This window comes from Escherichia albertii (genome assembly GCF_028622335.1).
In the GTDB taxonomy this organism is placed as follows: domain Bacteria; phylum Pseudomonadota; class Gammaproteobacteria; order Enterobacterales; family Enterobacteriaceae; genus Escherichia; species Escherichia albertii.
The window spans coordinates 2,131,038-2,156,553 of the sequence record NZ_CP117568.1 but is presented as its reverse complement, the minus strand read 5'-3'; the positions used below and the strand labels follow the sequence as shown (position 1 = coordinate 2,156,553).

The following is a 25,516-nucleotide window of genomic DNA, read 5'->3' as shown; positions in this document are numbered from 1 at the left end:
GTAATGATATGCAAAATATTCTGACGCTGGGCGTTGATATTGGTTCATCCGCTTCGAAGTGCATCCTGATGCGTGATGGCAGCCAAATTTTGGCGAAATCTCTGGTCCCGGTCGGGGCTGGGACTTCGGGCCCTGAGAAAGCAATTGCTGATATTTTCCGGCAAGTTGGCGGCAACTTGCAGAATATTCATTGGGTTTGTGCAACAGGCTACGGGCGAAATTCTTTAGCGATAGCCAATAAAGAAGTCAGTGAGCTGAGTTGCCATGCTAAAGGCGCAAATTTCCTCTTTCCGGGTGTCAGAACGGTTATCGATATTGGCGGTCAGGATGTAAAAGCGCTGCATATGGATGGGAAAGGTCGTTTGCTCAACTTTGTGATGAACGACAAATGTGCCGCAGGAACTGGACGATTTCTTGATGTGATGTCTCGCGTTCTGGAGACGGATATTGCCGAACTTGCCGCACAAGGGGCGCAATCACAGAAGAATGTGACCATCAGCTCGACCTGTACGGTTTTTTCTGAAAGCGAAGTGATTTCGCATTTAGCAAATAACCAAACGATACCTGACATTATTAATGGTATTCATCGATCTGTGTCAGGCCGTATTGCTGGTCTGGCGAAGCGGGTAGGCATTGAGGATCCGGTTGTAATGACCGGAGGTGTTTCACGTAATTTTGAAGTTGTTCGCTATATCAGCGAGGAGATTGGAGCGTCAGTGATGACTTCTCCGCTTTCGCAATATAACGGTGCGATTGGCGCAGCAATATATGCCTGGGAGTCTTACCGCCAGTTAAAAATTAAAGAATCTGAACAAGGACGAATTTTATGAGCGATGTGACTATAGCTTCATCTGAATATATACCGGCTAAAAAGCGATTACAGAAAATTGCCGCAGATGCCTACCAACGCGCCTGGGATGCAAAAAAACGTGGTGAAAAGATAGGATGGTGCGCGTCGAATTTCCCGCAGGAAATTGCCGAAACGTTAGATGTTTGCGTGGTTTATCCAGAAAATCAGGCGGCAGCAATTGCTGCTAAAGGTGGTGGTTTACGGATGTGTGAGCACGCTGAGAGTATGGGTTATTCAAATGATATTTGTGCCTATGCCCGTATCAGTCTTTCTTTCATGGATGTAAAACACTGTGACGAAATGGATATGCCGCAACCGGACTTCCTGTTGTGCAGTAACAACATTTGTAACTGCATGATTAAGTGGTACGAAAATATTGCTTATGAATTACAGATCCCAATGATTCTCATCGACATCCCTTATAAAAATGATTATGAAACAGATGATATTTCTGTACGTTACATTCAGTCTCAGTTCGATGATGCTATCAGAAAATTAGAGGGCATTACGGGAAAAACATTTTCCATGGAGAGATTTAATGAAGTCTGTGAAATATCTCAGCGTACAGGTAAAGCCTGGCTGAAAGCCGCAGAATATTGTCAGTATCATCCCTCGCCAATGAATGGCTTTGATTTGTTTAATCACATGGCGGTGGCGGTATGTGCACGTGGGAAAAAGGAAGCGGCCGACGCGTTTGAATTGCTATGCGAAGAGATGGAACAAAATATTCGCGAACAAAAATCCACCTGGCGTGGAGAAGAAAAGTACCGAATTTTATTTGAAGGTATTGCCTGCTGGCCTTATCTGAGGGCAACGTCGACACCGCTGAAAGAGCATGGAATGAACGTAACGGCGACTGTTTATGCAACTGCGTTTGGCGTTATTTACCAGAATAGCGAAGAGATGATGCGGGCCTATTCCTACGTGCCTAATTGCGTTTCAGTGGAACGAGCGGCAGATATGCGTATTGATGTTTGTCGACAGAATAAAGTGGATGGCGCGGTGATCCATATCAATCGTAGTTGCAAGATGTGGAGCGGAATAATGCCTGAAATTGAAAGGAAGCTCCGTCGTGAATTGAGCATTCCAACGGTGACTTTTGATGGCGATCAGGCCGATCCCAGAGGTTTTTCCGAGGCGCAGTACGTTACGCGTATTGAGGCGTTGGCGGAGATCATGGCGACCAATAAGGTCGAAATGCAGGGAGGAAAACAATAATGGACGTACTCAGCCAAAAAATTGAGCAACTGCGGGCGATAGTGAATAATCCTGCAAAACAACTCGAACATTTTATCAAAAATAATCAGAAGGTGGTGGGCTGCTTTCCTGAATATACGCCATATGAAATTGTTTATGCCGCGGGTATGGTACCGTTTGGTATATGGGGACAGGAAGGTCGTAATATTTCTGAAGCAAAGCGATATTTTCCACCATTTTATTGTGCGCTGGCGCTCTCCTCTCTTGAGTTGGGACTGGACAATGCGTTGAATAAATTATCGGCGGTAATTATTCCCTCTTTGTGTGACACGCTGAAATGCCTTGGACAAAACTGGAAAGTTGGCGTTCCTCAAGTACCGTTTATTCAGCTAGTACATCCGCAGAATCGCGCTACTCCGGGCGGTGTTACATTTCTGACGGAGCAATATAAAAAAATAGCTGCCAGGTTAACCGCAATCTCTGGTGTGGAAGTTACAGACGATGGACTGATTAATGCCATCGAAATTTATAACCAGCACCGTGCTGCTCTGAGGATATTTTCTCAGGTTGTGGCTCAGTATCCGCATATTTTTACACCAGCCTTGCGTAGTGCGGTGATAAAAAGCGGTTACTTTATGGATGTCATCGAGCATACCCGATATCTGTGGGACATCATTACGCTGACAAAACAGCAGCCGTTACAACAGTGGAAAGGTCACAAAATCGTTGTTACGGGGATTATTGCCGATAGTCCCACAATCCTGCAGATCCTTGCTGATAACCATATGGCTATTGTAGCGGATGAAGTGGCGCATGAATCCCGACAGTTTCGCCAGGATGTTCCTGCCGATCCAAATCCATGGACAGCACTTTCCCGCCAGATTGCAGAGCTGGAAGGATGCTCGCTTTTATATGACGTAGAAAAGAAACGTGGGAGATTACTGGCAGAGATGGTTCGCCAGAATAATGCCGATGGCGTCGTTTATCTGCTGACAAAGTTCTGTGATCCCGAAGAATTCGATGCGCCGGTGATAAAAAAATATCTCGATAAAGAAGGTATTCCTTCGATTATTATCGAAGTAGATCAGCAGACGAAGACATATGAGCAGGCACGAACTGCGTTGCAGACGTTTGCCGATGTTTTATCTGTAAATTAATTATTCTATAACAATTATTACGGTTTGGTTCATTCATGCATGAACGTATTTATTATTGTTCTCAAATCGTAATTGACTGACTGAATATAAGTGAGTTCTTATGGGCATCGTCTGTCTGATTATCGGCCTCTTCATATTAATGGCCATGTGTATGAAGGGGATTCATGTATTTATCGCTGTATTTGTCACAAGTTTGTTTCTCGCAACAACGGCATGGATAACTTCTCCGGGAACGATTAATCCATTAGATACTATTCTGAAGGTGTATACGGCGGGAGTGGGAGGCTATTTCGGCAATTTTTTCTTTATTTTTGTTCTTGGCGCAATATTTGGAAAACTTACCGCAATTAGCGGTGCGGCAGATAGCGTGGCATCTTTTATTATCGGAAAATTTGGTCAGAAAGCGGTAATTCCTTCTCTGGTAGCCGCCTGTGCAATTCTGGCGTATGGCGGCGTATCTGTATTTGTTGCGTTATTCACTGTCTATTCCATGATGGTAAGTCTGTTCCGCAAAGCGAATTTACCTCGTCGATTAATCCCCGCAGTCTATTTCGCGGGTGCCGGTACATTTGTCATGATTATGCCGGGTTCTCCGCAAATCCAGAATTTAATACCGATGAAATATCTTGGTACGTCGGCTACAGCCGGACTGGTTCCCGGCATGCTTACTGCGTTGTTTCAGGTTACGTTGGTGGTGCTGTATCTGAGTTGGTTGTTTAAACGGGTGAGGGCGAATGGCGAAGGCTGGCAGGAGGACGAAAAGAGTGCCAAAGCCGGAAAAGATAATGCGACCCGCACCTTGCCACACGTAGTTGTCGCGCTATTACCCATGCTCGTATTGCTGGTGGTATTGAATATTTTGAAGTGGGATCCCGCGATTGCGCTGTTTTCTGCAATCATCGCCGCATTAGTTGTCTATTTGCGCTATCTGGACTGGAAAGCGATTGTCAGTAACCTGGCCGCAGGCACGATGGAAGGTGTCATGTCATTGTTCAATACGGCGGTCATTGTCGGTTTTGGCGCGCTGGTGATGACACTTCCTGCTTTCCAGCAATCTTTTCAGGCCATTGTTCATTCCGGTCTCAGTCCATTGATGGTAACGGCAATCTCTGTTGGCGCCCTGGTGTTTATTAGCGGCTCAGGTTCTGGCGCGCTAAGCGTCGCGATGCCGCTGATCGCCAGCATGTTCCCAGCAACGGTTGTTGATCAGGGGGCTTTGCACCGTGTGGCGACAATGTCGTGTATGAGTACGACACCGCCGTTTAATGGCCTGATTGTCACCGTTCTGAGTGTATGCGGAGTCAGCCATAAAGAAGGCTATGGTCCGGTTGGCATTCTGACGTTAGCGATACCACTGATCGCGATGTGTTTCATGTTGCTGCTATACGCAGTGTTACCGGCATCTATTACGGCTTTCGGTGGTTAATTCCTTATCCGCATGAGCACAACTTTTTAAGTTTAAGAGAGATATGGCAAATGAATTTACAGCTTACTGAAGAACAAATCCTGATCAGGGATATGGTGCGGGAGTTTGTCAATACCGAAGTCAGGCCTATTGCGGCTGAAATTGATAAAGCACATCGCTTTCCGGTTGAGAGTATTGCCCCGATGGGCGCGGCAGGACTGTTTGGTTTCAACATTGGCGAAGCATATGGTGGAACGGAAGCGGACATTATTAGCTACGTTCTGGCGACCGAAGAAATGTCTAAGGTCAGCGCAGCACACGCGATGATAATGGGATCTCAGTGTTCGCTAACGGGGCCTGTTATTGAGAAATACGCCGACGAGGAAACCCGACAGCGTCTACTGCCAGGAGTCGTCAGCGGTGAAAAAATAGGTTGTTTTTGTCTGTCAGAACCCGGTGCGGGTTGTGATGCAGCGGCTCAGCAGACGGTAGCTGTACGTTGCGGTAATGAGTATGTCATCAACGGTTCCAAGCTATGGATCACTGCCGCGCCGCAAGGAGCGTTCTACATTGTTTTCGCAATGACCGACAAAAGTCGCGGAGTCAAAGGGATCACGGCATTCCTGGTGGAACGAGATAATCCGGGAATCAGTATTGGTATTCCAGAAGAAAAAATGGGGATGAACGGTTCGGATACGTGTTCCGTCAGTTTCAGCGACTGTGTCGTGTCAGAAAGCGCGCGTTTAGGTGCGGAGGGGCAAGGATTCCATATTGCCATGGAGACATTAGACGGCGGGAGATTGAGTTGCGCGGCAATTGCGTTGGGTATCGCGCAGAGCGCGCTGGATGCCACGATTGCCTATACCAAAGAACGTATCCAGTTTGGGAAACCCATTGCCGCCAATCAGGGCGTGCAATGGATGTTAGTTGATATGGCGACGCGTGTTGATTGTGCTCGTATGCTCGTTCTGCGGGCTGCCGCAGCGAAAATGGCCTGCGAGCCATATACCCTCGAATCGGCGCAGGCAAAATTATACGCTTCAGAAACAGCGAGTTATGTAGCTCAGAAGGCGGTGCAATTGCACGGCGGCATGGGATACACCAAATCGTACCCTGTGGAGCGCCTGATGCGTGAAGCGAAACTGACGGAAATTTTTGAAGGTACCAGCGAAATACAGCGAATGGTGATTGCTAAACATATTCTGGCCTGATGAATTTACCGCGAAATAATAAGTTTCTCATTAATTAACTAATAACAAAGACAGAGATACCCGCCTATGAAATTGATTACGTGTTGCAAAGTGGTTCGTGACGAACTGGATATTATTGTCAAAGCTCATCAAGGGATTAATACTGACAATGCTGGGCTCAAGATCAGTCTTTATGATTTGAATGCTTTAGAAGCAGCCGTTGAAATAGCTCAGAATCAGCCTGATTCGCATGTGACTGCGTTGAGCCTTGGTAGTCAATCCATGCTGGAGAACTCAAAAATCCGCAAAGATATTTTATCGCGTGGAGTCGATGCCTTAACAGTTATTACTGGTGAGGAATATGAAGCATTATATCCGACAGAGTCAGCTATATTGCTTGCTGCGGCAGCGAAGAAAATAGGTTTTGATTTATTAATCTGCGGTGAAGGTTCTGGTGACTTGTATGCTCAACAAACGGGAATACAAATTGGTGAACGACTAAATCTTCCCTGTATAAATGCGGTCAGTAAAATTACTGTTTCAGATTCCTGCGTTATTGTCGAACGTACTCTTGAAGACGCTGTAGAAGAGCTGGAGTTAAGTTTGCCAGCGGTGATATCGGTCAGTTCAGATATCAATGTTCCCAAACTTCCATCGATGAAAGCTATTCTTTCAGCAAATAAAAAACCGATTATTCAGTGGGGAGCGGATGACCTGGCGACAGACGTTTTACAGCCGACAGCAACACGTATTTCTGTGTCGGCGCCGGAGCAGAAAAATCGGCTTGGCGTGATTGTCGAGGAGGACTCTGACGAGAGTATTAATATTTTTGCAGATTATTTGCGTCAGGCGCTCAACCACTAAATTTTATAAAGGGAGTTAGTTATGACAATGCGATTACCTGAAATTTTTGTCTGGTCCGATAACCCGCAACGAATTAATGAATTAGTGGCAACAGGGCGGCAATGGGCAGAGCGCGTACATCTTCTTTTTGTTGGCGATGAAGAGCAGTTGCAAGAGCAACGGCATTGCGGTGTTGACGTAATTCACCATTTTAGCCCTCAGCATGATGTTCTTGTTGAAGATTATGTTCTCTCCTTTGCGCGGGTTATCGAGACTACGGGAACGCGGGGATTGGTCTTGATGCCTTCAACAAAACGAGGCAAAGCCATTGCGGCAAAACTGGGCGTCAGATTGAATGCGGCAGTCATCAACGATATGGCAGACTTGCGCATTACAGATGATCAATTGACCAGTTCACATCAGTTCTACGGTGGTCTTGCTCATGCGAACGTACAGCTCCATTCTGCATGGTCTGTCGTGACATGCGGTTCCGGTCATGTTGTCGAAATGGCGCCGTCGGTTAGCGTCGCGGCAACAGTATTGACCGCCGGGTTTGTCAGCCCTGCCCATCCCATCAGATTTGTTTCACGTAAAGAAAAAGCGGCAAGTCAGGTCGATTTAAGTAAAGCAAAGTGCGTTGTTGGTGTGGGGCGTGGTTTTGCGAAACAGGATGATCTTGCGCTTGCCAGTGCGTTGGCGACTGCGCTTCAGGGGGAAGTTGGTTGTTCACGGCCAATCGCGGAAGGTGAAGGGTGGATGGAACAGGAACGGTATATTGGCGTTTCTGGGGTAGCGTTGTCGGCCAATATATATGTTGCAGTTGGTATTTCCGGGCAAATTCAACATATGGTTGGTGTTAATCGGGTGAAAACGATCGTAGCGATTAACAAAGACAAGAATGCGCCGATATTCAGTGCGGCAGACTACGGCATCGTTGGGGATATCTACAAAATACTCCCGGAGTTGACCAAAAAGTTAGCGGTGTGAAACTGCGATTATTTCTCAGAAAGGATTGACGTATGGCTGAAGATATTTTCGACGCCATCATCGTTGGCGGTGGTGTAGCAGGAGCCACCGCTGCTCTGGTGTTGGCAAGAGCCGGATGCGATGTGCTGGTGGTTGAGAGAGGCAATTTTGCTGGCAGTAAGAATATGACAGGGGGGCGTCTGTATGCTCATAGTCTGGAATCGATTATTCCTGGATTTGCAGAAGAGGCGCCTGTGGAGCGGCTGGTTGTTCGAGAAAAAATAACCATGATGACGGCAGACTCTGGCGTCACGCTGGATTATCAGCATCCGGGGCGTGCGCCGTCTGCAGCATCATGGACAGTGTTGCGATCGTCGTTTGATCAATGGCTAATGGGAAAAGCAGAAGATGCAGGCGCTCAGGTGATCACTGGCGTCAGAGTCGATGAGTTAATCCGCAAAGATGGAAAAATATGCGGTGTTAAAGCCGGGGATGACGAAATTGAGTCTCGGGCGGTGATTCTGGCAGATGGCGTGAATTCATTGCTGGCTAAACAGGCAGGAATTGCGCAGAAAATTAATGCGCATACTGTTGCGGTTGGCGTTAAAGAATTGATCGAACTATCTCCCACGCAAATGCTCGATCGTTTTGGCTGTACGGGGAATACCGGAACAGCATGGTTGTTTGCTGGGGCGCCATCGTGTGGGCATATGGGCGGTGGGTTTCTTTATACCAATAAAACCAGCGTTTCATTAGGCCTGGTTATGGGGCTGCACAATGTCAGCAAGTTTCCCCATAGTATCCCACAGATGCTGGAAGATTTTAAAAACCATCCCATTGTCGCTCCGCTTATCAGTGATGGAAGATTGTTGGAATATTCTGCCCATATGGTACCGGAAGGCGGTTTGAAGATGGTTACCGAGCTGGTTGGCGATGGAATCGTCGTGGCAGGGGACGCTGCGGGGTTGTGTTTGAATATTGGTTACACTGTTCGTGGAATGGATCTGGCTATCGCGTCTGGTGAAGCTGCGGCAAAAGCGATCATTAAGGCAAAAGAAAACGAAGATTTTAGTCGCTACGGGCTGGGCATGTATCGTGATTTACTGGAGCAAAGTTTTATTATGAATGACCTGAAGCTCTATCAAAATATACCGGATCTGATGAATAACCCCCGTTTGTTTACACAGTATCCCGGTCTCATGGCTGATCTCATGCATGAAGTATTTTCTGTGACAGGGCCACAACGACCATTGCGTAATAAGTTGTTTCCTCATATCAAAAAAGTTGGATTATTCAATTTATTCAAGGATGGTTTGAAAGGAGTTCGTAGCTTATGAATACGGTGAATGTCGATGTCAAATTGGGCGTCAATAAATTTTATGTTGATGAAGGAAATCCTCATATTGTTCTCAATGAACAGATCGATCCGCAGTTATTTCAATTACTGGTAATGGCATGTCCTGCCGGTTTGTATCGCTGTGATGGAAATGGCCATTTTCTCTTTGATTATGCGGGTTGCCTTGAATGTGGTACTTGCCGGGTATTATGCGGAGAGTCGTTATTAGCGAAGTGGCAATATCCGGTGGGAACGTTGGGCATCGAGTATCGGCACGGTTAAGTTTTCATCACTTTGTTTGGACTCTGGTCGGTTAACGCCGCGAAAATTGATCAAACATACGTATTATCTTGCTTTAATTAATTACACTAACGCTTCTTCCCTTCGTTTTAGCGGCCTGCCGCAGTATCATTGCAATGATAACCATAATAAATGTGTGGTAAATGGCGCATCGATCGCATTATTGATTTTGCGATTGAGGCAAAATATATGCCAGGTCTTCGCAACGGAATAACTATAAATGACTGGAGATAACACCCTCATCCATTCTCACGGCATTAATCGTCGTGATTTCATGAAGCTTTGTGCAGCATTGGCCGCCACTATGGGGCTGAGTAGCAAAGCCGCTGCAGAGATGGCCGAATCGGTCACTAACCCGCAGCGCCCACCGGTTATCTGGATTGGCGCGCAGGAGTGCACCGGTTGTACGGAATCTCTGCTTCGTGCCACTCATCCAACGGTAGAAAATCTCGTTCTGGAGACAATTTCTCTGGAATACCACGAGGTGCTTTCCGCCGCCTTCGGCCATCAGGTTGAAGAGAACAAACATAATGCGCTTGAGAAATACAAAGGGCAGTATGTGCTGGTTGTGGATGGTTCCATCCCATTAAAAGATAACGGTATTTATTGCATGGTTGCCGGTGAGCCGATTGTGGACCACATCCGCAAAGCGGCAGAAGGCGCAGCAGCAATTATCGCTATCGGTTCCTGCTCCGCGTGGGGCGGTGTCGCCGCTGCTGGGGTTAACCCAACCGGCGCGGTTAGCCTGCAAGAAGTTCTGCCAGGCAAAACCGTAATCAACATTCCTGGCTGCCCGCCGAACCCGCACAACTTCCTCGCGACCGTTGCGCACATCATCACTTACGGCAAACCGCCGAAACTGGATGACAAAAACCGTCCGACTTTCGCCTATGGTCGTCTGATTCACGAACACTGCGAACGTCGCCCGCACTTTGATGCTGGTCGCTTCGCCAAAGAGTTCGGCGATGAAGGTCACCGCGAAGGCTGGTGCCTGTACCACCTCGGCTGTAAAGGGCCGGAAACTTACGGCAACTGCTCAACGCTGCAATTCTGTGACGTTGGCGGCGTGTGGCCGGTGGCTATTGGTCACCCGTGCTATGGCTGTAACGAAGAAGGTATCGGCTTCCATAAAGGCATCCATCAGCTTGCCAACGTCGAAAACCAGACGCCGCGTTCACAGAAACCGGACGTTAACGCTAAAGAGGGCGGTAACGTCTCTGCGGGCGCTATTGGTTTGCTCGGGGGTGTGGTTGGGCTGGTTGCCGGTGTCAGCGTGATGGCGGTGCGTGAACTGGGTCGTCAGCAAAAGAAAGATAACGCTGACTCACGGGGAGAATAACCGTGAACAGACGTAATTTTATTAAAGCAGCCTCCTGCGGGGCATTGCTGACGGGCGCGCTACCGTCTGTCAGTCATGCGGCTGCTGAAAACCGCCCGCCAATTCCGGGATCGCTGGGGATGCTGTACGACTCGACGCTGTGCGTAGGCTGCCAGGCTTGCGTTACCAAGTGTCAGGATATCAACTTCCCTGAGCGTAACCCACAAGGAGAACAGACCTGGTCGAACAACGACAAACTGTCGCCGTATACCAATAACATCATTCAGGTGTGGACCAGCGGCACGGGCGTTAACAAAGACCAGGAAGAGAACGGCTACGCGTACATTAAGAAACAATGTATGCATTGTGTCGATCCGAACTGTGTCTCCGTGTGCCCGGTCTCTGCACTGAAAAAAGATCCGAAAACCGGCATTGTCCATTACGACAAAGACGTGTGTACCGGCTGTCGTTACTGCATGGTCGCCTGCCCGTACAACGTGCCGAAGTACGACTACAACAACCCATTTGGTGCGCTGCATAAGTGTGAGCTGTGTAACCAGAAAGGTGTGGAGCGTCTCGATAAAGGCGGTCTGCCAGGCTGTGTAGAAGTGTGCCCGGCGGGAGCGGTGATTTTTGGTACGCGTGAAGAGTTGATGGCCGAGGCGAAAAAACGCCTGGCGCTGAAGCCGGGTAGCGAATATCACTATCCGCGTCAGACGTTGAAATCTGGCGATACGTATTTGCATACCGTGCCGAAATATTATCCGCATTTGTATGGTGAGAAAGAGGGGGGCGGTACTCAGGTTCTGGTACTGACAGGCGTACCTTACGAAAACCTCGATCTACCGAAACTGGACGATCTTTCTACTGGCGCGCGTTCCGAAAATATTCAACACACCCTGTATAAAGGCATGATGCTACCACTGGCCGTGCTGGCGGGCTTAACCGTGCTGGTTCGTCGCAACACTAAAAACGACCATCACGACGGAGGAGATGATCATGAGTCATGATCCACAACCGCTGGGCGGCAAAATCATCAGTAAACCGGTCATGATTTTTGGACCGTTAATCGTCATCTGTATGCTCCTGATTGTGAAGCGTCTGGTGTTCGGTCTGGGCTCTGTCTCCGACCTGAACGGCGGCTTCCCGTGGGGCGTGTGGATTGCGTTTGATTTGCTGATTGGCACTGGCTTCGCCTGTGGCGGCTGGGCGCTGGCATGGGCGGTATACGTCTTTAACCGTGGGCAATATCATCCGCTGGTGCGCCCGGCGCTGTTGGCGAGTCTGTTCGGGTACTCACTGGGCGGTTTGTCGATCACTATCGACGTTGGTCGCTATTGGAACCTGCCGTACTTCTACATTCCGGGTCACTTCAACGTGAACTCGGTGCTGTTCGAAACAGCGGTCTGTATGACCATCTACATTGGCGTGATGGCACTGGAGTTTGCTCCGGCATTGTTTGAACGTCTGGGCTGGAAGGTTTCTCTCAAGCGTCTGAACAAGGTGATGTTCTTCATCATCGCGCTCGGTGCGCTGTTGCCGACCATGCACCAGTCTTCAATGGGGTCGCTGATGATCTCGGCGGGCTACAAGGTGCATCCGTTGTGGCAGAGCTATGAAATGTTGCCGCTGTTCTCGCTGCTGACGGCGTTCATCATGGGCTTCTCGATTGTCATCTTTGAAGGTTCGCTGGTGCAGGCGGGTCTGCGTGGCAACGGCCCGGATGAGAAGAGTCTGTTCGTCAAACTGACCAACACCATCAGCGTATTGCTGGCGATTTTCATCGTGCTGCGCTTTGGCGAGCTTATCTATCGCGACAAGCTGTCGTTGGCGTTTGCCGGTGACTTCTACTCCGTGATGTTCTGGGTTGAAGTTCTGCTGATGCTCTTCCCGCTGGTGGTTCTGCGTGTGGCGAAACTGCGCAACGATTCACGCATGCTGTTCCTGTCGGCACTGAGCGCTCTGTTAGGTTGTGCAACCTGGCGTCTGACCTATTCGCTGGTGGCATTCAACCCGGGCGGCGGTTACGCCTACTTCCCGACCTGGGAAGAACTGTTGATTTCTATTGGTTTTGTGGCTATTGAGATTTGCGCTTACATCGTACTCATTCGTCTACTGCCGATACTTCCTCCTTTAAAACAAAACGATCATAATCGTCATGAGGCGAGCAAAGCATGAGCCAGAGAATTACTATTGATCCGGTAACCCGTATTGAAGGGCATTTACGCATCGATTGCGAAATCGAAAATGGCGTCGTTTCAAAAGCATGGGCTTCCGGTACCATGTGGCGCGGTATGGAAGAGATCGTGAAAAACCGCGATCCGCGCGATGCATGGATGATTGTGCAACGTATCTGTGGCGTATGTACTACCACTCACGCGCTGTCTTCTGTTCGTGCGGCAGAGAGTGCGCTGAATATCGACGTTCCGGTTAACGCGCAATACATCCGTAACATCATTCTGGCTGCGCACACCACGCATGACCATATCGTTCATTTCTATCAGCTTTCGGCGCTGGACTGGGTGGACATCACTTCTGCACTGCAGGCCGATCCGGCTAAAGCCTCCGAAATGCTGAAAGGCGTTTCGACCTGGCACCTGAACAGCCCGGAAGAATTCACCAAAGTTCAGAACAAGATTAAAGATCTGGTTGCCAGCGGTCAGTTGGGTATTTTTGCTAACGGCTACTGGGGACATCCGGCGATGAAACTGCCGCCGGAAGTGAACCTGATTGCCGTAGCGCACTACCTGCAAGCGCTGGAGTGCCAGCGTGATGCTAACCGCGTGGTGGCGCTGCTGGGCGGTAAAACGCCGCATATTCAGAACCTGGCGGTAGGCGGTGTTGCGAACCCGATCAACCTGGACGGTCTGGGCGTGCTGAACCTTGAGCGCCTGATGTACATCAAGTCTTTCATCGACAAGTTGAGTGACTTTGTTGAGCAGGTTTACAAGGTTGATACCGCAGTTATTGCCGCGTTCTACCCGGAATGGCTGACGCGCGGCAAAGGTGCGGTGAACTACCTGAGCGTGCCGGAATTCCCGACCGACAGCAAAAACGGCAGCTTCCTGTTCCCGGGCGGTTACATTGAGAATGCGGATCTGTCCTCGTATCGTCCGATCACTTCTCATTCCGATGAATACCTGATCAAAGGGATTCAGGAAAGCGCGAAGCATTCCTGGTATAAAGACGAAGCGCCGCAGGCACCGTGGGAAGGCACCACTATTCCGGCTTACGATGGTTGGTCTGACGACGGTAAATACTCCTGGGTGAAATCACCGACTTTCTACGGCAAAACGGTAGAAGTGGGGCCGCTGGCTAACATGCTGGTGAAACTGGCGGCAGGACGCGAGTCTACCCAGAACAAACTGAATGAAATCGTTGCGATTTATCAGAAACTGACCGGCAACACGCTGGAAGTGGCGCAGTTGCATTCCACGCTGGGTCGTATTATTGGTCGTACCGTTCACTGCTGCGAATTGCAGGATATCCTGCAAAACCAATACAGTGCGCTGATCACCAATATCGGCAAAGGCGATCACACCACCTTTGTGAAGCCGAACATTCCGGTAACGGGTGAGTTCAAAGGCGTTGGCTTCCTCGAAGCGCCGCGCGGTATGCTCTCTCACTGGATGGTGATCAAAGACGGTATCATCAGTAACTACCAGGCCGTTGTTCCATCAACCTGGAACTCTGGTCCGCGTAACTTCAATGATGACGTCGGTCCTTACGAGCAGTCGCTGGTGGGTACACCGGTTGCCGATCCGAATAAACCGCTGGAAGTGGTGCGTACCATTCACTCTTTCGACCCGTGCATGGCCTGTGCGGTACACGTAGTGGATGCCGACGGCAACGAAGTGGTTTCAGTGAAGGTTCTGTAATGCGTATTTTAGTCTTAGGGGTCGGCAATATTTTGCTGACCGATGAAGCCATCGGAGTGCGGATTGTTGAAGCGTTAGAGCAACGATACATTCTGCCGGATTATGTTGAAATCCTTGATGGCGGCACGGCGGGAATGGAGCTGCTTGGCGACATGGCAAATCGCGATCATCTGATTATCGCCGATGCCATTGTGTCGAAAAAGAACGCGCCGGGAACAATGATGATCCTGCGGGATGAAGAAGTTCCGGCGTTGTTTACCAATAAAATCTCTCCGCATCAGCTTGGCCTGGCCGACGTCTTGTCGGCCCTGCGCTTCACCGGCGAGTTTCCGAAAAAACTGACTCTTGTCGGCGTGATCCCGGAATCGCTGGAGCCGCACATCGGCTTGACGCCGACGGTTGAAGCAATGATTGAACCTGCGCTTGAGCAGGTTCTGGCTGCGCTGCGCGAATCAGGCGTGGAAGCCATCCCGCGGGAGGTTGCTCATGACTGAAGAGATAGCCGGTTTCCAGACCTCCCCGAAGGCGCTAGTACAGGCAGCGTTTGAAGAAATTGCCCGGCGTTCGATGCACGATCTCTCTTTTCTGCATCCTTCAATGCCGGTGTATGTTTCCGACTTTACGCTGTTCGAAGGTCAGTGGACGGGGTGTGTGATCACCCCGTGGATGCTGAGTGCAGTTATCTTCCCCGGCCCGGATCAACTCTGGCCGCTGCGCAAAGTGAGTGAGAAAATCGGTCTGCAACTGCCGTATGGCACCATGACCTTTACCGTAGGAGAACTGGACGATGTTTCGCAATATCTCTCCTGTTCTCTGATGTCGCCGCTTTCGCACAGTATGTCGATTGAAGAGGGGCAACGCCTGACGGATGACTGTGCGCGAATGATCCTTTCGTTGCCAGTCACCAATCCAGATGTACCACACGCAGGGCGTCGCGCCCTGCTGTTTGGTCGCAGGAGTGGCGAAAATGCATGAGTTGTCGCTTTGCCAGAGCGCCGTTGAAATTATCCAACGGCAGGCGGAGCAGCACGATGTTAAGCGCGTCACCGCCGTGTGGCTGGAAATTGGCGCGCTCTCCTGCGTTGAGGAGAGCGCCGTCCGTTTTAGTTTTGAAATCGTCTGCCAGGGAACGGTGGCGCAAGGGTGCGATTTACATATCGTCTATAAACCCGCCCAGGCCTGGTGTTGGGATTGCAGCCAGGTGGTGGAGATTCATCAGCACGATGCGCAGTGTCCGATCTGTCACGGCGAGTGGTTGCGTGTCGATACCGGCGATTCGCTGATCGTCAAAAGTATTGAAGTTGAATAACCGGAGTTAACAATGTGTATTGGTGTTCCTGGTCAGGTGCTGGCTGTCGGTGAAGATATTCACCAGCTTGCGCAGGTTGAAGTATGTGGTATCAAGCGCGACGTGAATATCGCCCTGATTTGCGAAGGTAACCCTGCCGATCTGCTGGGCCAGTGGGTGCTGGTACACGTCGGATTTGCCATGAGCATCATCGACGAAGATGAAGCCAAAGCCACATTAGACGCGCTGCGCCAAATGGATTACGACATTACCAGCGCGTGATGATGAAAGCCGGAGGCATTTGTAGGCCTGATAAGACGCGCTAGCGTCGCATCAGATATTGCGCTCGATTGCCGGATGCGGCGTGAACGCCTTATCCGGCCTGGATGGCTTGCTGCGACGAGCACTAACCATTACCCCTGACGCTTATCTTCCGTATTCGTCTCGAAATCGCTGGCGTCATGGCGCTCATGTAACTGCTCGTTCAGCGGCCCGTTGGTGCGGTTAACAATACGCCCACGCTTTACTGCCGGACGTTCGCCCACTTCTTTCGCCCAGCGTTGCACGTGCTTATAGCTACCTGCATCAAGAAACTCTGCGGCATCATACACGCCACCTAACACCACGTTGCCAAACCACGGCCAGATTGCCATATCCGCAATGGTGTACTCATCACCCGCAACAAATTTATGTTGTGCCAGTTGTTTGTCCAACACGTCGAGCAGACGCTTGGCTTCCATGGTAAAGCGATTGATGGCGTACTCAATTTTCACCGGTGCGTAATGGTAAAAGTGACCAAAACCACCGCCAAGGAACGGCGCGGCGCCCTGTAACCAGAACAACCAGTTCAGCGTTTCGGTACGTTTAGCCAGATCCTGCGGCAGGAAGTAGCCAAATTTCTCTGCCAGATAAAGCAGAATCGATCCTGACTCAAATACGCGGATAGGCGGATTATGCGTATGATCACGCAGTGCCGGGATCTTCGAGTTCGGGTTCACTTCCACAAAGCCGCTGGAGAATTGATCGCCATCGCCAATGCGGATCAGCCAGGCATCGTACTCTGCGCCAGTAACGCCCAGCGCCAACAGTTCTTCAAGCATTATGGTGACTTTCTGACCGTTTGGCGTACCCAGAGAATAGAGCTGCAACGGGTGTTTACCAACCGGTAGCGCTTTTTCATGTGTCGGGCCAGACATCGGGCGATTGATATTGGCGAACGCGCCACCAGAGGATTTATCCCACGTCCAGACTTTCGCGGGCTGATAAGTATTTTCTGCCATAGTGAGTTGCCTTCTGAGTGGTAATGTTGAAGCAGTGTAGCAGTTCGTCTGCTGTACAGATTGTGAATTTTTTAACCCTTTGCGCCAGCCGCTGCGTTGAGGTGTATGATTAGTCTGACCTCTGTCCGGTTAATGTCACTGAGCAGGTAATCAGAGCATAACATTTACGCCAACTGCTTAGGCTGTATTGTTTAAGGTAACGTGATGAGCAAAGGAACGACCAGTCAGGATGCCCCGTTTGGGACATTATTAGGCTATGCCCCCGGTGGTGTAGCAATCTACTCTTCAGATTACAGTTCTCTCGATCCGCAGGAATACGAAGATGATGCCGTATTCCGTAGCTATATCGACGACGAATATATGGGCTACAAATGGCAATGTGTTGAATTTGCTCGCCGTTTTCTCTTTCTGAACTACGGTGTAGTCTTCACAGATGTGGGAATGGCGTGGGAGATTTTCTCACTGCGCTTCCTGCGTGAAGTGGTTAATGACAACATTTTGCCATTGCAGGCGTTCCCTAATGGCTCGCCACGTGCGCCAGTCGCGGGCGCGCTTCTTATCTGGGATAAAGGCGGTGAATTTAAAGACACAGGCCATGTCGCCATTATTACGCAATTGCACGGGAATAAAGTTCGCATTGCGGAACAGAACGTGATTCATTCTCCGTTGCCGCAAGGGCAACAGTGGACGCGCGAGCTGGAGATGGTAGTCGAAAACGGTTGTTATACCCTGAAAGATACTTTTGATGACACTACTATTCTTGGTTGGATGATCCAGACGGAAGATACCGAACACAGCTTGCCGCAGCCGCAAATTGAAAGTGATTTGTTGAAAATCAGCGGGGCGCGACTGGAAAACAAAGGTCAGTTTGACGGTAAATGGTTGGATGAGCAGGATCCGCTACAAAATGCCTACGTGCAGGCGAACGGTCAGGTAATCAATCAGGACCCGTATCATTATTACACCATTACCGAGAGCGCCGAACAGGAGCTGATAAAAGCCACTAACGAGCTGCACCTGATGTATCTGCATGCCACCGACAAGGTGCTGAAAGATGACAATCTGCTGGCGCTGTTCGATATTCCAAAAATCCTCTGGCCGCGTTTGCGTCTCTCCTGGCAGCGTCGCCGACACCATATGATTACCGGCCGAATGGACTTCTGCATGGATGAGCGTGGCCTGAAAGTCTATGAATACAACGCCGATTCCGCCTCCTGCCATACCGAAGCAGGCTTAATCCTCGAACGCTGGGCGGAGCAGGGTTATAAAGGCAGCGGCTTCAATCCAGCTGAAGGGTTGATTAACGAGCTGGCAGGCGCATGGAAACACAGCCGCGCGCGTCCGTTTGTGCATATCATGCAGGACAAAGATATTGAGGAGAATTATCACGCTCAGTTTATGGAGCAGGCGCTGCAACAAGCAGGCTTTGAAACGCGTATTTTACGCGGGTTAGAGGAACTGCGTTGGGATGCTGCCGGGCAACTGATTGATGGAGAAGGGCGACAGGTTAACTGTGTATGGAAAACCTGGGCGTGGGAAACGGCATTTGATCAAATCCGCGAAGTGAGCGACCGTGAATTTGCCGCAGTGCCGATTCGCACCGGGCATCCACAAAATGAAGTTCGTCTGATAGACGTTCTGTTACGCCCGGAAGTGTTGGTTTTTGAGCCGCTATGGACGGTGATCCCCGGTAACAAAGCGATTCTGCCGATCCTCTGGTCTCTGTTCCCGCACCATCGTTATCTGTTGGATACTGACTTCACCGTGAATGATGAGCTGGTGAAAACCGGTTATGCCGTTAAACCGATTGCCGGGCGCTGTGGTAGCAACATCGACCTGGTCAGCCATCATGAAGAGGTGCTTGATCAGACCAGTGGTAAATTTGCCGAACAGAAAAATATTTACCAGCAACTGTGGTGCCTGCCAAAAGTGGACGGTAAGTATATCCAGGTGTGTACCTTCACTGTTGGTGGTAACTATGGTGGAACTTGCCTGCGCGGCGATGAATCACTGGTCATCAAAAAAGAGAGTGATATTGAACCGTTAATTGTGGTGAAAGAGTAATACATGTTGTAGTAAACCCGTACTGATTATGAAATTAATCGGTACGGGAACATGTCCGCAGATTATTCAAATCATTAATTAATTGTATATATTAATGCCAATATGTTCACACCCTAAATATATTAACGGATAAAATACGCCATTATTAAATATTCTTTAAAGTTTTGAGAGGCGACTTATTGTCTGATACTAAAGAAATAACTTTGTTTTTATCACTAAAAAGCGATATTTCACTTTGCCCACGCCATTAAAGTCACTGATAATGCGTTCGTTCGTAAATTCAAAATGGCGTAATCTAATATATGCTAAATTTATTTGTTGGCCTTGATATATACACAGGGCTTTTGCTATTACTGGCTCTGGCATTTGTGTTGTTCTACGAAGCGATCAATGGTTTTCATGACACGGCGAATGCGGTAGCAACCGTTATTTATACCCGCGCCATGCAGCCGCATCTTGCTGTAGTGATGGCGGCATTTTTTAACTTTTTTGGCGTGTTGCTTGGTGGGCTTAGCGTTGCTTATGCCATCGTTCATATGTTGCCTACTGATTTGTTGCTCAATATGGGCTCGGCCCATGGCCTGGCGATGGTCTTTTCCATGCTGTTAGCAGCGATTATCTGGAACCTGGGAACGTGGTTCTTTGGTTTACCTGCCTCCAGTTCTCACACTTTGATTGGCGCGATTATCGGCATCGGTTTAACCAATGCACTTTTAACCGGTTCGTCGGTCATGGATGCATTAAATCTGCGTGAAGTTACAAAGATTTTCTCTTCGTTGATAGTTTCTCCCATTGTTGGACTGGTGATTGCTGGGGGACTGATTTTCCTGTTGCGCCGCTACTGGAGCGGGACGAAAAAGCGCGATCGCATCCATCGTATTCCAGAGGAGCGGAAGAAGAAAAAAGGCAAACGCAAGCCGCCGTTCTGGACACGTATTGCGCTGATTGTTTCCGCTGCGGGCGTGGCTTTCTCTCATGGTGCGAACGATGGGCAAAAAGGGATTGGCCTGGTCATGCTGGTGCTGGTAGGGATTGCGCCTGCCGGGTTCGTTGTTAACATGAACGCATCAGGATATGAAATTACTCGTACTCGAGATGCGGTCACTAACTTCGAACACTATTTGCAACAGCATCCCGAACTGCCGCAAAAATTGATTGCGATGGAACAACCATTGCCTGCCACTCCGGCTGACGGTTCTCAGCCGAAAGAGTTCCATTGTCATCCTGCAAACACTTTTGATGCCATTGACCGTGTTAAAACGATGCTACCGGGTAATATGGACAGTTATGAGCCGTTAAGCGTAGGTCAACGCAGCCAGTTGCGTCGTATTATGCTTTGCATCTCCGATACCTCCGCGAAGCTGGCGAAATTGCCGGGCGTTAGCAAAGAAGATCAGAACCTGCTGAAAAAACTGCGTACTGATATGTTAAGCACCATTGAATATGCACCGGTCTGGATCATTATGGCAGTGGCTTTGGCGCTGGGTATCGGTACCATGATAGGCTGGCGTCGTGTGGCGATGACCATTGGCGAGAAAATTGGTAAGCGTGGTATGACGTATGCTCAAGGGATGGCTGCGCAGATGACCGCTGCGGTGTCTATCGGTCTTGCCAGCTATATTGGGATGCCGGTTTCCACGACACATGTACTCTCTTCTGCTGTCGCAGGGACGATGGTGGTTGATGGTGGCGGGTTACAGCGTAAAACCGTCACCAGTATTCTGATGGCGTGGGTGTTTACCTTACCGGCGGCGATTTTTCTGTCTGGCAGTCTTTACTGGATTGCGTTGCAATTTATTTGACTTTACTGGTGATGCCCGGTCTTTGTGATCGGGCATTTTTAATTTTGATTAGTGATAACCTCGTGCTGCCATAAAATCCTTAATGGCATTTTCTGCATCAACAAGTACCTGCTCAAGTGGCTGATTGGCATCGATATCAATCAATTGCGCGCCGCCAAAGGTTAACTGTGGCGTGATGGCAATTTTCCTCGCCAGAGACTCCCTTTTATGGTCAGGTTTACGTTCACAGGCGACATCCAGATCAACGTTGAGCTTAATCACCAGATCCGGCTTATAGCTCGCCATCCAGTGAAATGCTCTACGTTCCAGATTAGCAAGCCATGAAACAAAACGGCTTCCCTCAACGTTGGGGGGAAACACCGTACCGTCATAAGCGCCAGGGATTTGGTCCTGCGGATAACGATCGGTTAAGACAATTAATCCGTGTTGTCGGCAGGTGAGCATATGGCGAAAGCGTAGTAAGCGGCGGGCGACAAATGCCGTAATCACCAGTGCAGGAATCGGTCCAGGTAATTTTTTAGCCGTTTTTACTTTATTTCGTTCAATGGATTTATTCAGTGATTTTCCCATTAATGGCATTTTTACCACAGCACGCCCGACATTCCCTGCCTGTTTTCCGAGATGAACTCTTTCTGCGGCGCCATATTTTTCGACAACAGAAATAAGATGTTCACAAACTGTAGATTTACCTGAACCATCGCTACCGATAACGGCAATGACTGGTGGAATTATTGATTCCATGAATATATCCCTTAATTTAAATATCCATTGTAAATATTTATTTGGTCAATATGATTTTATAAAGACGTTATTCAGACTAATGCCACAATTAGGCATTGTCACAATAAGGTTGAACGGATATTCTGGACACGGACTACGTAATATTCAATACATTATTTGCTGCCGGGTTTTTCGTGAATCAACGTAATATGTCAATAATTAATTCCACACCACTGCGTGTTATTGCCATTGTAGGATGTGATGGTTCGGGTAAATCGACGCTTACTGCGAGTCTGGTCAATGAACTGACAGCGAAAATACCCACAGAACAGATCTATCTGGGGCAGTCTTCCGGGCGTATCGGTGAGTGGATTTCGCAGTTGCCTGGTATTGGTGCGCCCTTTGGGCGTTATCTGCGGGGCAAAGCGGCCGACGTGCACGAGCGGCCTTTAACGCCGCCCGGCAATTTTACTGCGCTGGTCATCTACCTGCTTTCCTGCTGGCGTGCGTACAAGTTTCGTAAAATGTTAAGCAAAAGCCAGCAAGGCTACTTGCTAATTACCGATCGTTATCCACAGGTTGAAGTGCCGGGGTTTCGCTTCGATGGCCCGCAACTGGCAAAAACCACGGGCGGCAACGGCTGGGTAAAAATGTTAAGGCAGAGCGAACTGAAACTGTACCAGTGGATGGCTTCATATCTACCGGTGTTATTGATTCGCCTTAGTATCGATGAACAGACGGCATTTTTGCGTAAACCTGACCATCAACTGGCGGCGTTACGCGAAAAAATCGCTGTTACGCCGCAATTGACGTTCAATGGCGCGACGATCCTGGAACTGGATGGGCGACAGCCAGCAGACGAGATTTTGCAAGCTTCGCTACGTTCTATTCAGAGCGTACTTTCCTGATCAGCAAAATGGATAAGGGATGATTTAACGAATGGATGCACTACAAACACAAACGGTTAATAGCACTACCGTGCCGCAGGCCAACTATATTCCTGGGTTGATTGCGGTGGTCGGCTGCGACGGCACTGGTAAGTCAACGTTGACCACCGACCTGGTAAAATCGTTGCAACAGCACTGGCAGACTGAACGGCGTTATCTGGGGCTACTCTCCGGTGAAGACGGCGATAAAATCAAACGGTTGCCGTTAGTTGGTGTCTGGCTGGAGCGACGGCTGGCGGCGAAATCCTCTAAAACTCAGAGCATGAAAACGAAATCGCCAGCGCTATGGGCGGCAGTAATTATGTACTGCTTTTCACTACGGCGTATGGCGAATCTGCGTAAAGTCCAGCGGCTGGCGCAAAGTGGCGTACTGGTAGTCAGCGATCGTTTTCCGCAGGCAGAAATTTCTGGTTTTTATTATGACGGGCCGGGGATTGGCGTTGAGCGTGCGACCGGGAAAATCAAAATCTCTCTGGCGCAGAGTGAACGGCGTTTGTATCAACACATGGCACAGTACCGCCCGGAATTAATCATTCGTCTCGGAATTGATATAGATACCGCCATCGCCCGCAAGCCTGATCACGATTATGCCGAGCTGCAGGACAAAATTAGCGTCATGTCGAAGATTGGCTATAACGGCACGAAAATTCTGGAGATCGATTCCAGAGCGCCCTATAGCGAGGTGCTGGAACGGGCGCTACAGGCCGTTTCGTTAGTCGCCATTGTTTCTGACCGCCGAAGCCTGACTTAAGGTCGACGGGATATTTTTCATTTTTTAACGATAAGGTCTGGCTGAATTGGCGGGTTTTAACATCAAACATTGGTTTGCAGATGGCGCATTTCGCACCATTATTCGCAACAGCGCCTGGTTAGGTTCCAGCAATGTCGTGAGCGCTTTACTGGGATTGCTGGCGCTCTCGTGTGCCGGTAAAGGGATGACACCAGCGATGTTTGGCGTACTCGTTGTCATACAGTCCTACGCCAAGTCGATTAGCGATTTTATTAAGTTTCAGACATGGCAACTGGTGGTGCAGTACGGAACGCCTGCCTTAACCAACAATAATCCCCAGCAATTTCGTAATGTTGTCTCATTTTCCTTCTCGCTGGATATCGTCAGTGGGGCGGTGGCGATTGTCGGCGGTATTGCCTTGCTGCCTTTCCTTTCCCATTCCTTAGGACTTGATTCTCAAAGCTTTTGGCTGGCCGCGCTCTATTGCACGCTTATTCCTTCGATGGCCTCTTCTACGCCGACGGGTATTTTGCGTGCGGTAGATCGCTTCGATTTAATTGCGGTGCAGCAGGCGACGAAACCTTTTCTGCGTGCGGCAGGTAGCGTCATTGCCTGGTATTTTAACTTTGGCTTTGCTGGCTTCGTTATCGCCTGGTACGCCTCGAATCTGATTGGCGGCACTATGTATTGGTGGTTTGCTGCGCGCGAATTGCGTCGCAGAAATATTCATGGCGCCTTTAAATTGAACCTGTTTGAGTCCGCGCGGCATATCAAAGGCGCGTGGAGTTTTGTCTGGTCAACGAATATTGCCCACTCCATTTGGTCTGCGCGTAACTCATGTAGCACGGTGCTGGTGGGGATCGTATTAGGGCCAGCTGCAGCCGGGCTATTTAAAATCGCAATGACATTTTTCGATGCCGCCGGTACGCCCGCCAGCTTGCTGGGTAAGAGTTTTTATCCTGAAGTCATGCGGTTAGATCCACGAACCACCAGACCGTGGCTACTCGGAGTGAAGTCAGGTTTGTTGGCGGGGGGGATTGGTATACTGGTGGCGCTGGCGGTGTTAATCGTTGGTAAGCCGCTTATTTCGTTGGTATTCGGCGTGAAGTATCTCGAAGCCTATGACCTGATCCAGGTGATGCTTGGCGCGATTGTTATTTCAATGCTGGGCTTCCCGCAGGAATCATTACTGTTGATGGCAGGGAAACAGCGTGCTTTCCTCGTGGCGCAAACCATCGCTTCGGCGGGCTACATCGTTCTACTGTTCATATTCTGTCACCTGTTTGGCGTGCTGGGGGCGGCATTTGCTTATTTCGGTGGTCAATGTCTGGATGTGGTGCTCTCGTTAATTCCGACCTTAAAGGCGTTTTTCCAACGCCATTTATTGGCCTGTAACGCAACTGGAGTAAAATCCCAATGATGAGAAAATATTTTCCACTTGAGGTCAGTGAGCGTTTATTTATTGCAGTTGAAGAGGATGATGTTGTTGATGCAGAAGTCAGCTTACCGCCAACTATCACGTTACGCTGTACGTCCGATATTATTCATGACAATTATGCATTATGTCTTAAATTCTGGCTGGATGGTGTAAATCGAAAGGAACTACTCCGCTTAACGCTGAAGCAAGCAGCAGGAGATGAACTCTCCACTGACGAGCGTAAACAGTATAAATACATGCGTGCGCGCTACAAACATCTCCGTTTTGCTCAACGATTGTACTTAAAAAAACATCAGGCAGGTTTTTTGTTTGGCAAAACAACCGTCTTTCTTGGCCGTTTTCAGGATGGTTTCCGCAACGGTAAGAAAAATATAGTGTCATATTACGGCAACCTTTTACGGGTTTATTTAAGCTCTCCTGTCTGGTGGCTGGTAAATTATTCACTACGTCATAGCCAATTAGAAAGTGTAAACGGTTTTATCGCCTACCGTCAGGCACAGATGCGCATGCTAAAAGAGATTGTCTCCAGCCCACTGCTGACTGGCAGGGAATTTCATGATGTGCGTAAAATCATCAGCCAACAGGTTTCTTATTACGACACCTTAAGATCGATTGATCCCGAAAATAAAGAGGCGCTGCAAATATCCCGTTTTCTGGCGGCAATTAACGGTCTGATGGGGGACAAGCATGATGAGATGGTGGCGGACGATATGGAAAACCGCCAGCCGTATGACGCGCCGGTAGCGCTCGACAGCAATATTCGCCAGCGCTTAGAGCTGCTGATTTCGCGCTTTCCCGTATAGCCGG

Annotated in this window: 25 protein-coding genes; 23 read left to right on the top strand and 2 right to left on the bottom strand. The window is 49.3% G+C overall.

Going from position 1 to position 25,516, the window contains the following annotated elements; all coding sequences use genetic code 11:
• Positions 1-8 precede the first annotated feature (8 nt).
• From PS053_RS10435 to hybG, 17 genes are all read left to right on the top strand, one after another.
• Entirely contained in the window at positions 9-830 is an 822-nt protein-coding gene (locus PS053_RS10435) for an acyl-CoA dehydratase activase (RefSeq protein ID WP_001179653.1), read from the top strand.
• A complete protein-coding gene (locus PS053_RS10430) occupies positions 827-2,068 on the top strand; it encodes a 2-hydroxyacyl-CoA dehydratase subunit D (RefSeq protein ID WP_001286369.1) in 1,242 nt (413 codons plus the stop codon). Before PS053_RS10435 ends, PS053_RS10430 begins: the two co-directional genes overlap by 4 nt.
• Positions 2,068-3,204, top strand: coding sequence for a 2-hydroxyacyl-CoA dehydratase subunit D (locus PS053_RS10425; RefSeq protein ID WP_000382839.1), 1,137 nt, complete (start codon positions 2,068-2,070; stop codon positions 3,202-3,204). Before PS053_RS10430 ends, PS053_RS10425 begins: the two co-directional genes overlap by 1 nt.
• A gap of 100 nt (positions 3,205-3,304) precedes the next feature.
• Positions 3,305-4,630: a GntP family permease gene (locus PS053_RS10420; RefSeq protein WP_000513261.1), complete on the top strand. Its 1,326-nt coding sequence runs from the start codon at positions 3,305-3,307 to the stop codon at positions 4,628-4,630.
• A 50-nt stretch (positions 4,631-4,680) separates the two neighbouring features.
• Positions 4,681-5,820, top strand: coding sequence for an acyl-CoA dehydrogenase family protein (locus PS053_RS10415; protein WP_001053228.1), 1,140 nt, complete (start codon positions 4,681-4,683; stop codon positions 5,818-5,820).
• 66 nt (positions 5,821-5,886) lie between these two features.
• On the top strand, positions 5,887-6,663 hold the full coding sequence (fixA, locus tag PS053_RS10410) for a putative electron transfer flavoprotein FixA (protein ID WP_256878829.1): 777 nt from the start codon (positions 5,887-5,889) through the stop codon (positions 6,661-6,663).
• Between the two features lie 21 nt (positions 6,664-6,684).
• Entirely contained in the window at positions 6,685-7,629 is a 945-nt protein-coding gene (locus tag PS053_RS10405) for an FAD-binding protein (protein WP_059259001.1), read from the top strand.
• A 32-nt stretch (positions 7,630-7,661) separates the two neighbouring features.
• Positions 7,662-8,945 (top strand): FAD-dependent oxidoreductase, encoded by a 1,284-nt coding sequence (locus PS053_RS10400; protein WP_256878830.1) that lies wholly within the window; start codon positions 7,662-7,664, stop codon positions 8,943-8,945.
• Positions 8,942-9,226 carry a ferredoxin family protein gene (locus PS053_RS10395; protein WP_001099020.1) on the top strand — a complete coding sequence of 95 codons (285 nt, stop codon included), beginning with the start codon at positions 8,942-8,944 and terminating at the stop codon, positions 9,224-9,226. Before PS053_RS10400 ends, PS053_RS10395 begins: the two co-directional genes overlap by 4 nt.
• A gap of 238 nt (positions 9,227-9,464) precedes the next feature.
• A complete protein-coding gene (gene hybO / locus PS053_RS10390) occupies positions 9,465-10,583 on the top strand; it encodes a hydrogenase 2 small subunit (RefSeq protein ID WP_000145410.1) in 1,119 nt (372 codons plus the stop codon).
• Between the two features lie 2 nt (positions 10,584-10,585).
• A complete protein-coding gene (hybA, locus tag PS053_RS10385; RefSeq protein ID WP_001081870.1) occupies positions 10,586-11,572 on the top strand; it encodes a hydrogenase 2 operon protein HybA in 987 nt (328 codons plus the stop codon).
• Positions 11,562-12,740 carry a Ni/Fe-hydrogenase cytochrome b subunit gene (gene hybB, locus PS053_RS10380; protein WP_000017696.1) on the top strand — a complete coding sequence of 393 codons (1,179 nt, stop codon included), beginning with the start codon at positions 11,562-11,564 and terminating at the stop codon, positions 12,738-12,740. Before hybA ends, hybB begins: the two co-directional genes overlap by 11 nt.
• Complete coding sequence (hybC, locus tag PS053_RS10375) at positions 12,737-14,440, top strand: hydrogenase 2 large subunit (protein WP_256878831.1); 1,704 nt, start codon at positions 12,737-12,739, stop codon at positions 14,438-14,440. Before hybB ends, hybC begins: the two co-directional genes overlap by 4 nt.
• Entirely contained in the window at positions 14,440-14,934 is a 495-nt protein-coding gene (locus PS053_RS10370; RefSeq protein WP_025238351.1) for a HyaD/HybD family hydrogenase maturation endopeptidase, read from the top strand. Before hybC ends, PS053_RS10370 begins: the two co-directional genes overlap by 1 nt.
• Positions 14,927-15,415: a hydrogenase-2 assembly chaperone gene (gene hybE / locus PS053_RS10365; RefSeq protein ID WP_256878832.1), complete on the top strand. Its 489-nt coding sequence runs from the start codon at positions 14,927-14,929 to the stop codon at positions 15,413-15,415. The genes PS053_RS10370 and hybE overlap by 8 nt, the downstream gene beginning before the upstream one ends.
• Entirely contained in the window at positions 15,408-15,749 is a 342-nt protein-coding gene (gene hypA, locus PS053_RS10360) for a hydrogenase maturation nickel metallochaperone HypA (RefSeq protein ID WP_256878833.1), read from the top strand. The genes hybE and hypA overlap by 8 nt, the downstream gene beginning before the upstream one ends.
• 12 nt (positions 15,750-15,761) lie before the next feature.
• A complete protein-coding gene (gene hybG / locus PS053_RS10355; RefSeq protein ID WP_000334896.1) occupies positions 15,762-16,010 on the top strand; it encodes a hydrogenase maturation factor HybG in 249 nt (82 codons plus the stop codon).
• A 131-nt stretch (positions 16,011-16,141) separates the two neighbouring features.
• Here the strand turns inward: hybG and yghU are convergent, their stop codons facing one another.
• On the bottom strand, positions 16,142-17,008 hold the full coding sequence (gene yghU / locus PS053_RS10350; protein ID WP_000829980.1) for a glutathione-dependent disulfide-bond oxidoreductase: 867 nt from the start codon (positions 17,006-17,008) through the stop codon (positions 16,142-16,144).
• 204 nt (positions 17,009-17,212) lie between these two features.
• On the opposite strand from yghU, the gene gss reads away from it, so the two are divergent.
• Together gss and pitB are read left to right on the top strand one after the other, a co-directional pair.
• Positions 17,213-19,072 (top strand): bifunctional glutathionylspermidine amidase/synthase, encoded by a 1,860-nt coding sequence (gss, locus tag PS053_RS10345; protein ID WP_010341429.1) that lies wholly within the window; start codon positions 17,213-17,215, stop codon positions 19,070-19,072.
• 302 nt (positions 19,073-19,374) lie between these two features.
• Positions 19,375-20,874: an inorganic phosphate transporter PitB gene (gene pitB / locus PS053_RS10340; protein WP_000933256.1), complete on the top strand. Its 1,500-nt coding sequence runs from the start codon at positions 19,375-19,377 to the stop codon at positions 20,872-20,874.
• Between the two features lie 48 nt (positions 20,875-20,922).
• On the opposite strand, the gene PS053_RS10335 is transcribed toward pitB, so the two are convergent.
• Positions 20,923-21,615, bottom strand: coding sequence for a dTMP kinase (locus PS053_RS10335; protein WP_000443823.1), 693 nt, complete (start codon positions 21,613-21,615; stop codon positions 20,923-20,925).
• A gap of 173 nt (positions 21,616-21,788) precedes the next feature.
• Between PS053_RS10335 and PS053_RS10330 the strand changes: the two genes are divergently transcribed.
• The 4 genes from PS053_RS10330 to PS053_RS10315 are packed head-to-tail and all read left to right on the top strand — an operon-like array spanning position 21,789 to position 25,512.
• Positions 21,789-22,502, top strand: coding sequence for a dTMP kinase (locus PS053_RS10330; RefSeq protein ID WP_072247250.1), 714 nt, complete (start codon positions 21,789-21,791; stop codon positions 22,500-22,502).
• A 31-nt stretch (positions 22,503-22,533) separates the two neighbouring features.
• Positions 22,534-23,292, top strand: coding sequence for a nucleoside/nucleotide kinase family protein (locus PS053_RS10325; protein ID WP_000339546.1), 759 nt, complete (start codon positions 22,534-22,536; stop codon positions 23,290-23,292).
• A gap of 46 nt (positions 23,293-23,338) precedes the next feature.
• Positions 23,339-24,691 (top strand): lipopolysaccharide biosynthesis protein, encoded by a 1,353-nt coding sequence (locus tag PS053_RS10320; RefSeq protein ID WP_000896909.1) that lies wholly within the window; start codon positions 23,339-23,341, stop codon positions 24,689-24,691.
• Complete coding sequence (locus PS053_RS10315; RefSeq protein WP_059227473.1) at positions 24,688-25,512, top strand: hypothetical protein; 825 nt, start codon at positions 24,688-24,690, stop codon at positions 25,510-25,512. Before PS053_RS10320 ends, PS053_RS10315 begins: the two co-directional genes overlap by 4 nt.
• The last annotated feature ends 4 nt before the right edge of the window (positions 25,513-25,516 follow it).

Excerpts from the sequence above, each read along its gene's own strand:
- PS053_RS10435 (WP_001179653.1), top strand. The coding sequence starts at position 9 with ATGCAAAATATTCTGACGCTGGGCGTTGATATTGGTTCATCCGCTTCG.
- PS053_RS10430 (WP_001286369.1), top strand. The coding sequence starts at position 827 with ATGAGCGATGTGACTATAGCTTCATCTGAATATATACCGGCTAAAAAG.
- PS053_RS10425 (WP_000382839.1), top strand. The coding sequence starts at position 2,068 with ATGGACGTACTCAGCCAAAAAATTGAGCAACTGCGGGCGATAGTGAAT.
- PS053_RS10420 (WP_000513261.1), top strand. The coding sequence starts at position 3,305 with ATGGGCATCGTCTGTCTGATTATCGGCCTCTTCATATTAATGGCCATG.
- PS053_RS10415 (WP_001053228.1), top strand. The coding sequence starts at position 4,681 with ATGAATTTACAGCTTACTGAAGAACAAATCCTGATCAGGGATATGGTG.
- fixA (WP_256878829.1), top strand. The coding sequence starts at position 5,887 with ATGAAATTGATTACGTGTTGCAAAGTGGTTCGTGACGAACTGGATATT.
- PS053_RS10405 (WP_059259001.1), top strand. The coding sequence starts at position 6,685 with ATGACAATGCGATTACCTGAAATTTTTGTCTGGTCCGATAACCCGCAA.
- PS053_RS10400 (WP_256878830.1), top strand. The coding sequence starts at position 7,662 with ATGGCTGAAGATATTTTCGACGCCATCATCGTTGGCGGTGGTGTAGCA.
- PS053_RS10395 (WP_001099020.1), top strand. The coding sequence starts at position 8,942 with ATGAATACGGTGAATGTCGATGTCAAATTGGGCGTCAATAAATTTTAT.
- hybO (WP_000145410.1), top strand. The coding sequence starts at position 9,465 with ATGACTGGAGATAACACCCTCATCCATTCTCACGGCATTAATCGTCGT.
- hybB (WP_000017696.1), top strand. The coding sequence starts at position 11,562 with ATGAGTCATGATCCACAACCGCTGGGCGGCAAAATCATCAGTAAACCG.
- hybC (WP_256878831.1), top strand. The coding sequence starts at position 12,737 with ATGAGCCAGAGAATTACTATTGATCCGGTAACCCGTATTGAAGGGCAT.
- PS053_RS10370 (WP_025238351.1), top strand. The coding sequence starts at position 14,440 with ATGCGTATTTTAGTCTTAGGGGTCGGCAATATTTTGCTGACCGATGAA.
- hybE (WP_256878832.1), top strand. The coding sequence starts at position 14,927 with ATGACTGAAGAGATAGCCGGTTTCCAGACCTCCCCGAAGGCGCTAGTA.
- hypA (WP_256878833.1), top strand. The coding sequence starts at position 15,408 with ATGCATGAGTTGTCGCTTTGCCAGAGCGCCGTTGAAATTATCCAACGG.
- hybG (WP_000334896.1), top strand. The coding sequence starts at position 15,762 with ATGTGTATTGGTGTTCCTGGTCAGGTGCTGGCTGTCGGTGAAGATATT.
- yghU (WP_000829980.1), bottom strand. The coding sequence starts at position 17,008 with ATGGCAGAAAATACTTATCAGCCCGCGAAAGTCTGGACGTGGGATAAA.
- gss (WP_010341429.1), top strand. The coding sequence starts at position 17,213 with ATGAGCAAAGGAACGACCAGTCAGGATGCCCCGTTTGGGACATTATTA.
- pitB (WP_000933256.1), top strand. The coding sequence starts at position 19,375 with ATGCTAAATTTATTTGTTGGCCTTGATATATACACAGGGCTTTTGCTA.
- PS053_RS10335 (WP_000443823.1), bottom strand. The coding sequence starts at position 21,615 with ATGGAATCAATAATTCCACCAGTCATTGCCGTTATCGGTAGCGATGGT.
- PS053_RS10325 (WP_000339546.1), top strand. The coding sequence starts at position 22,534 with ATGGATGCACTACAAACACAAACGGTTAATAGCACTACCGTGCCGCAG.
- PS053_RS10315 (WP_059227473.1), top strand. The coding sequence starts at position 24,688 with ATGATGAGAAAATATTTTCCACTTGAGGTCAGTGAGCGTTTATTTATT.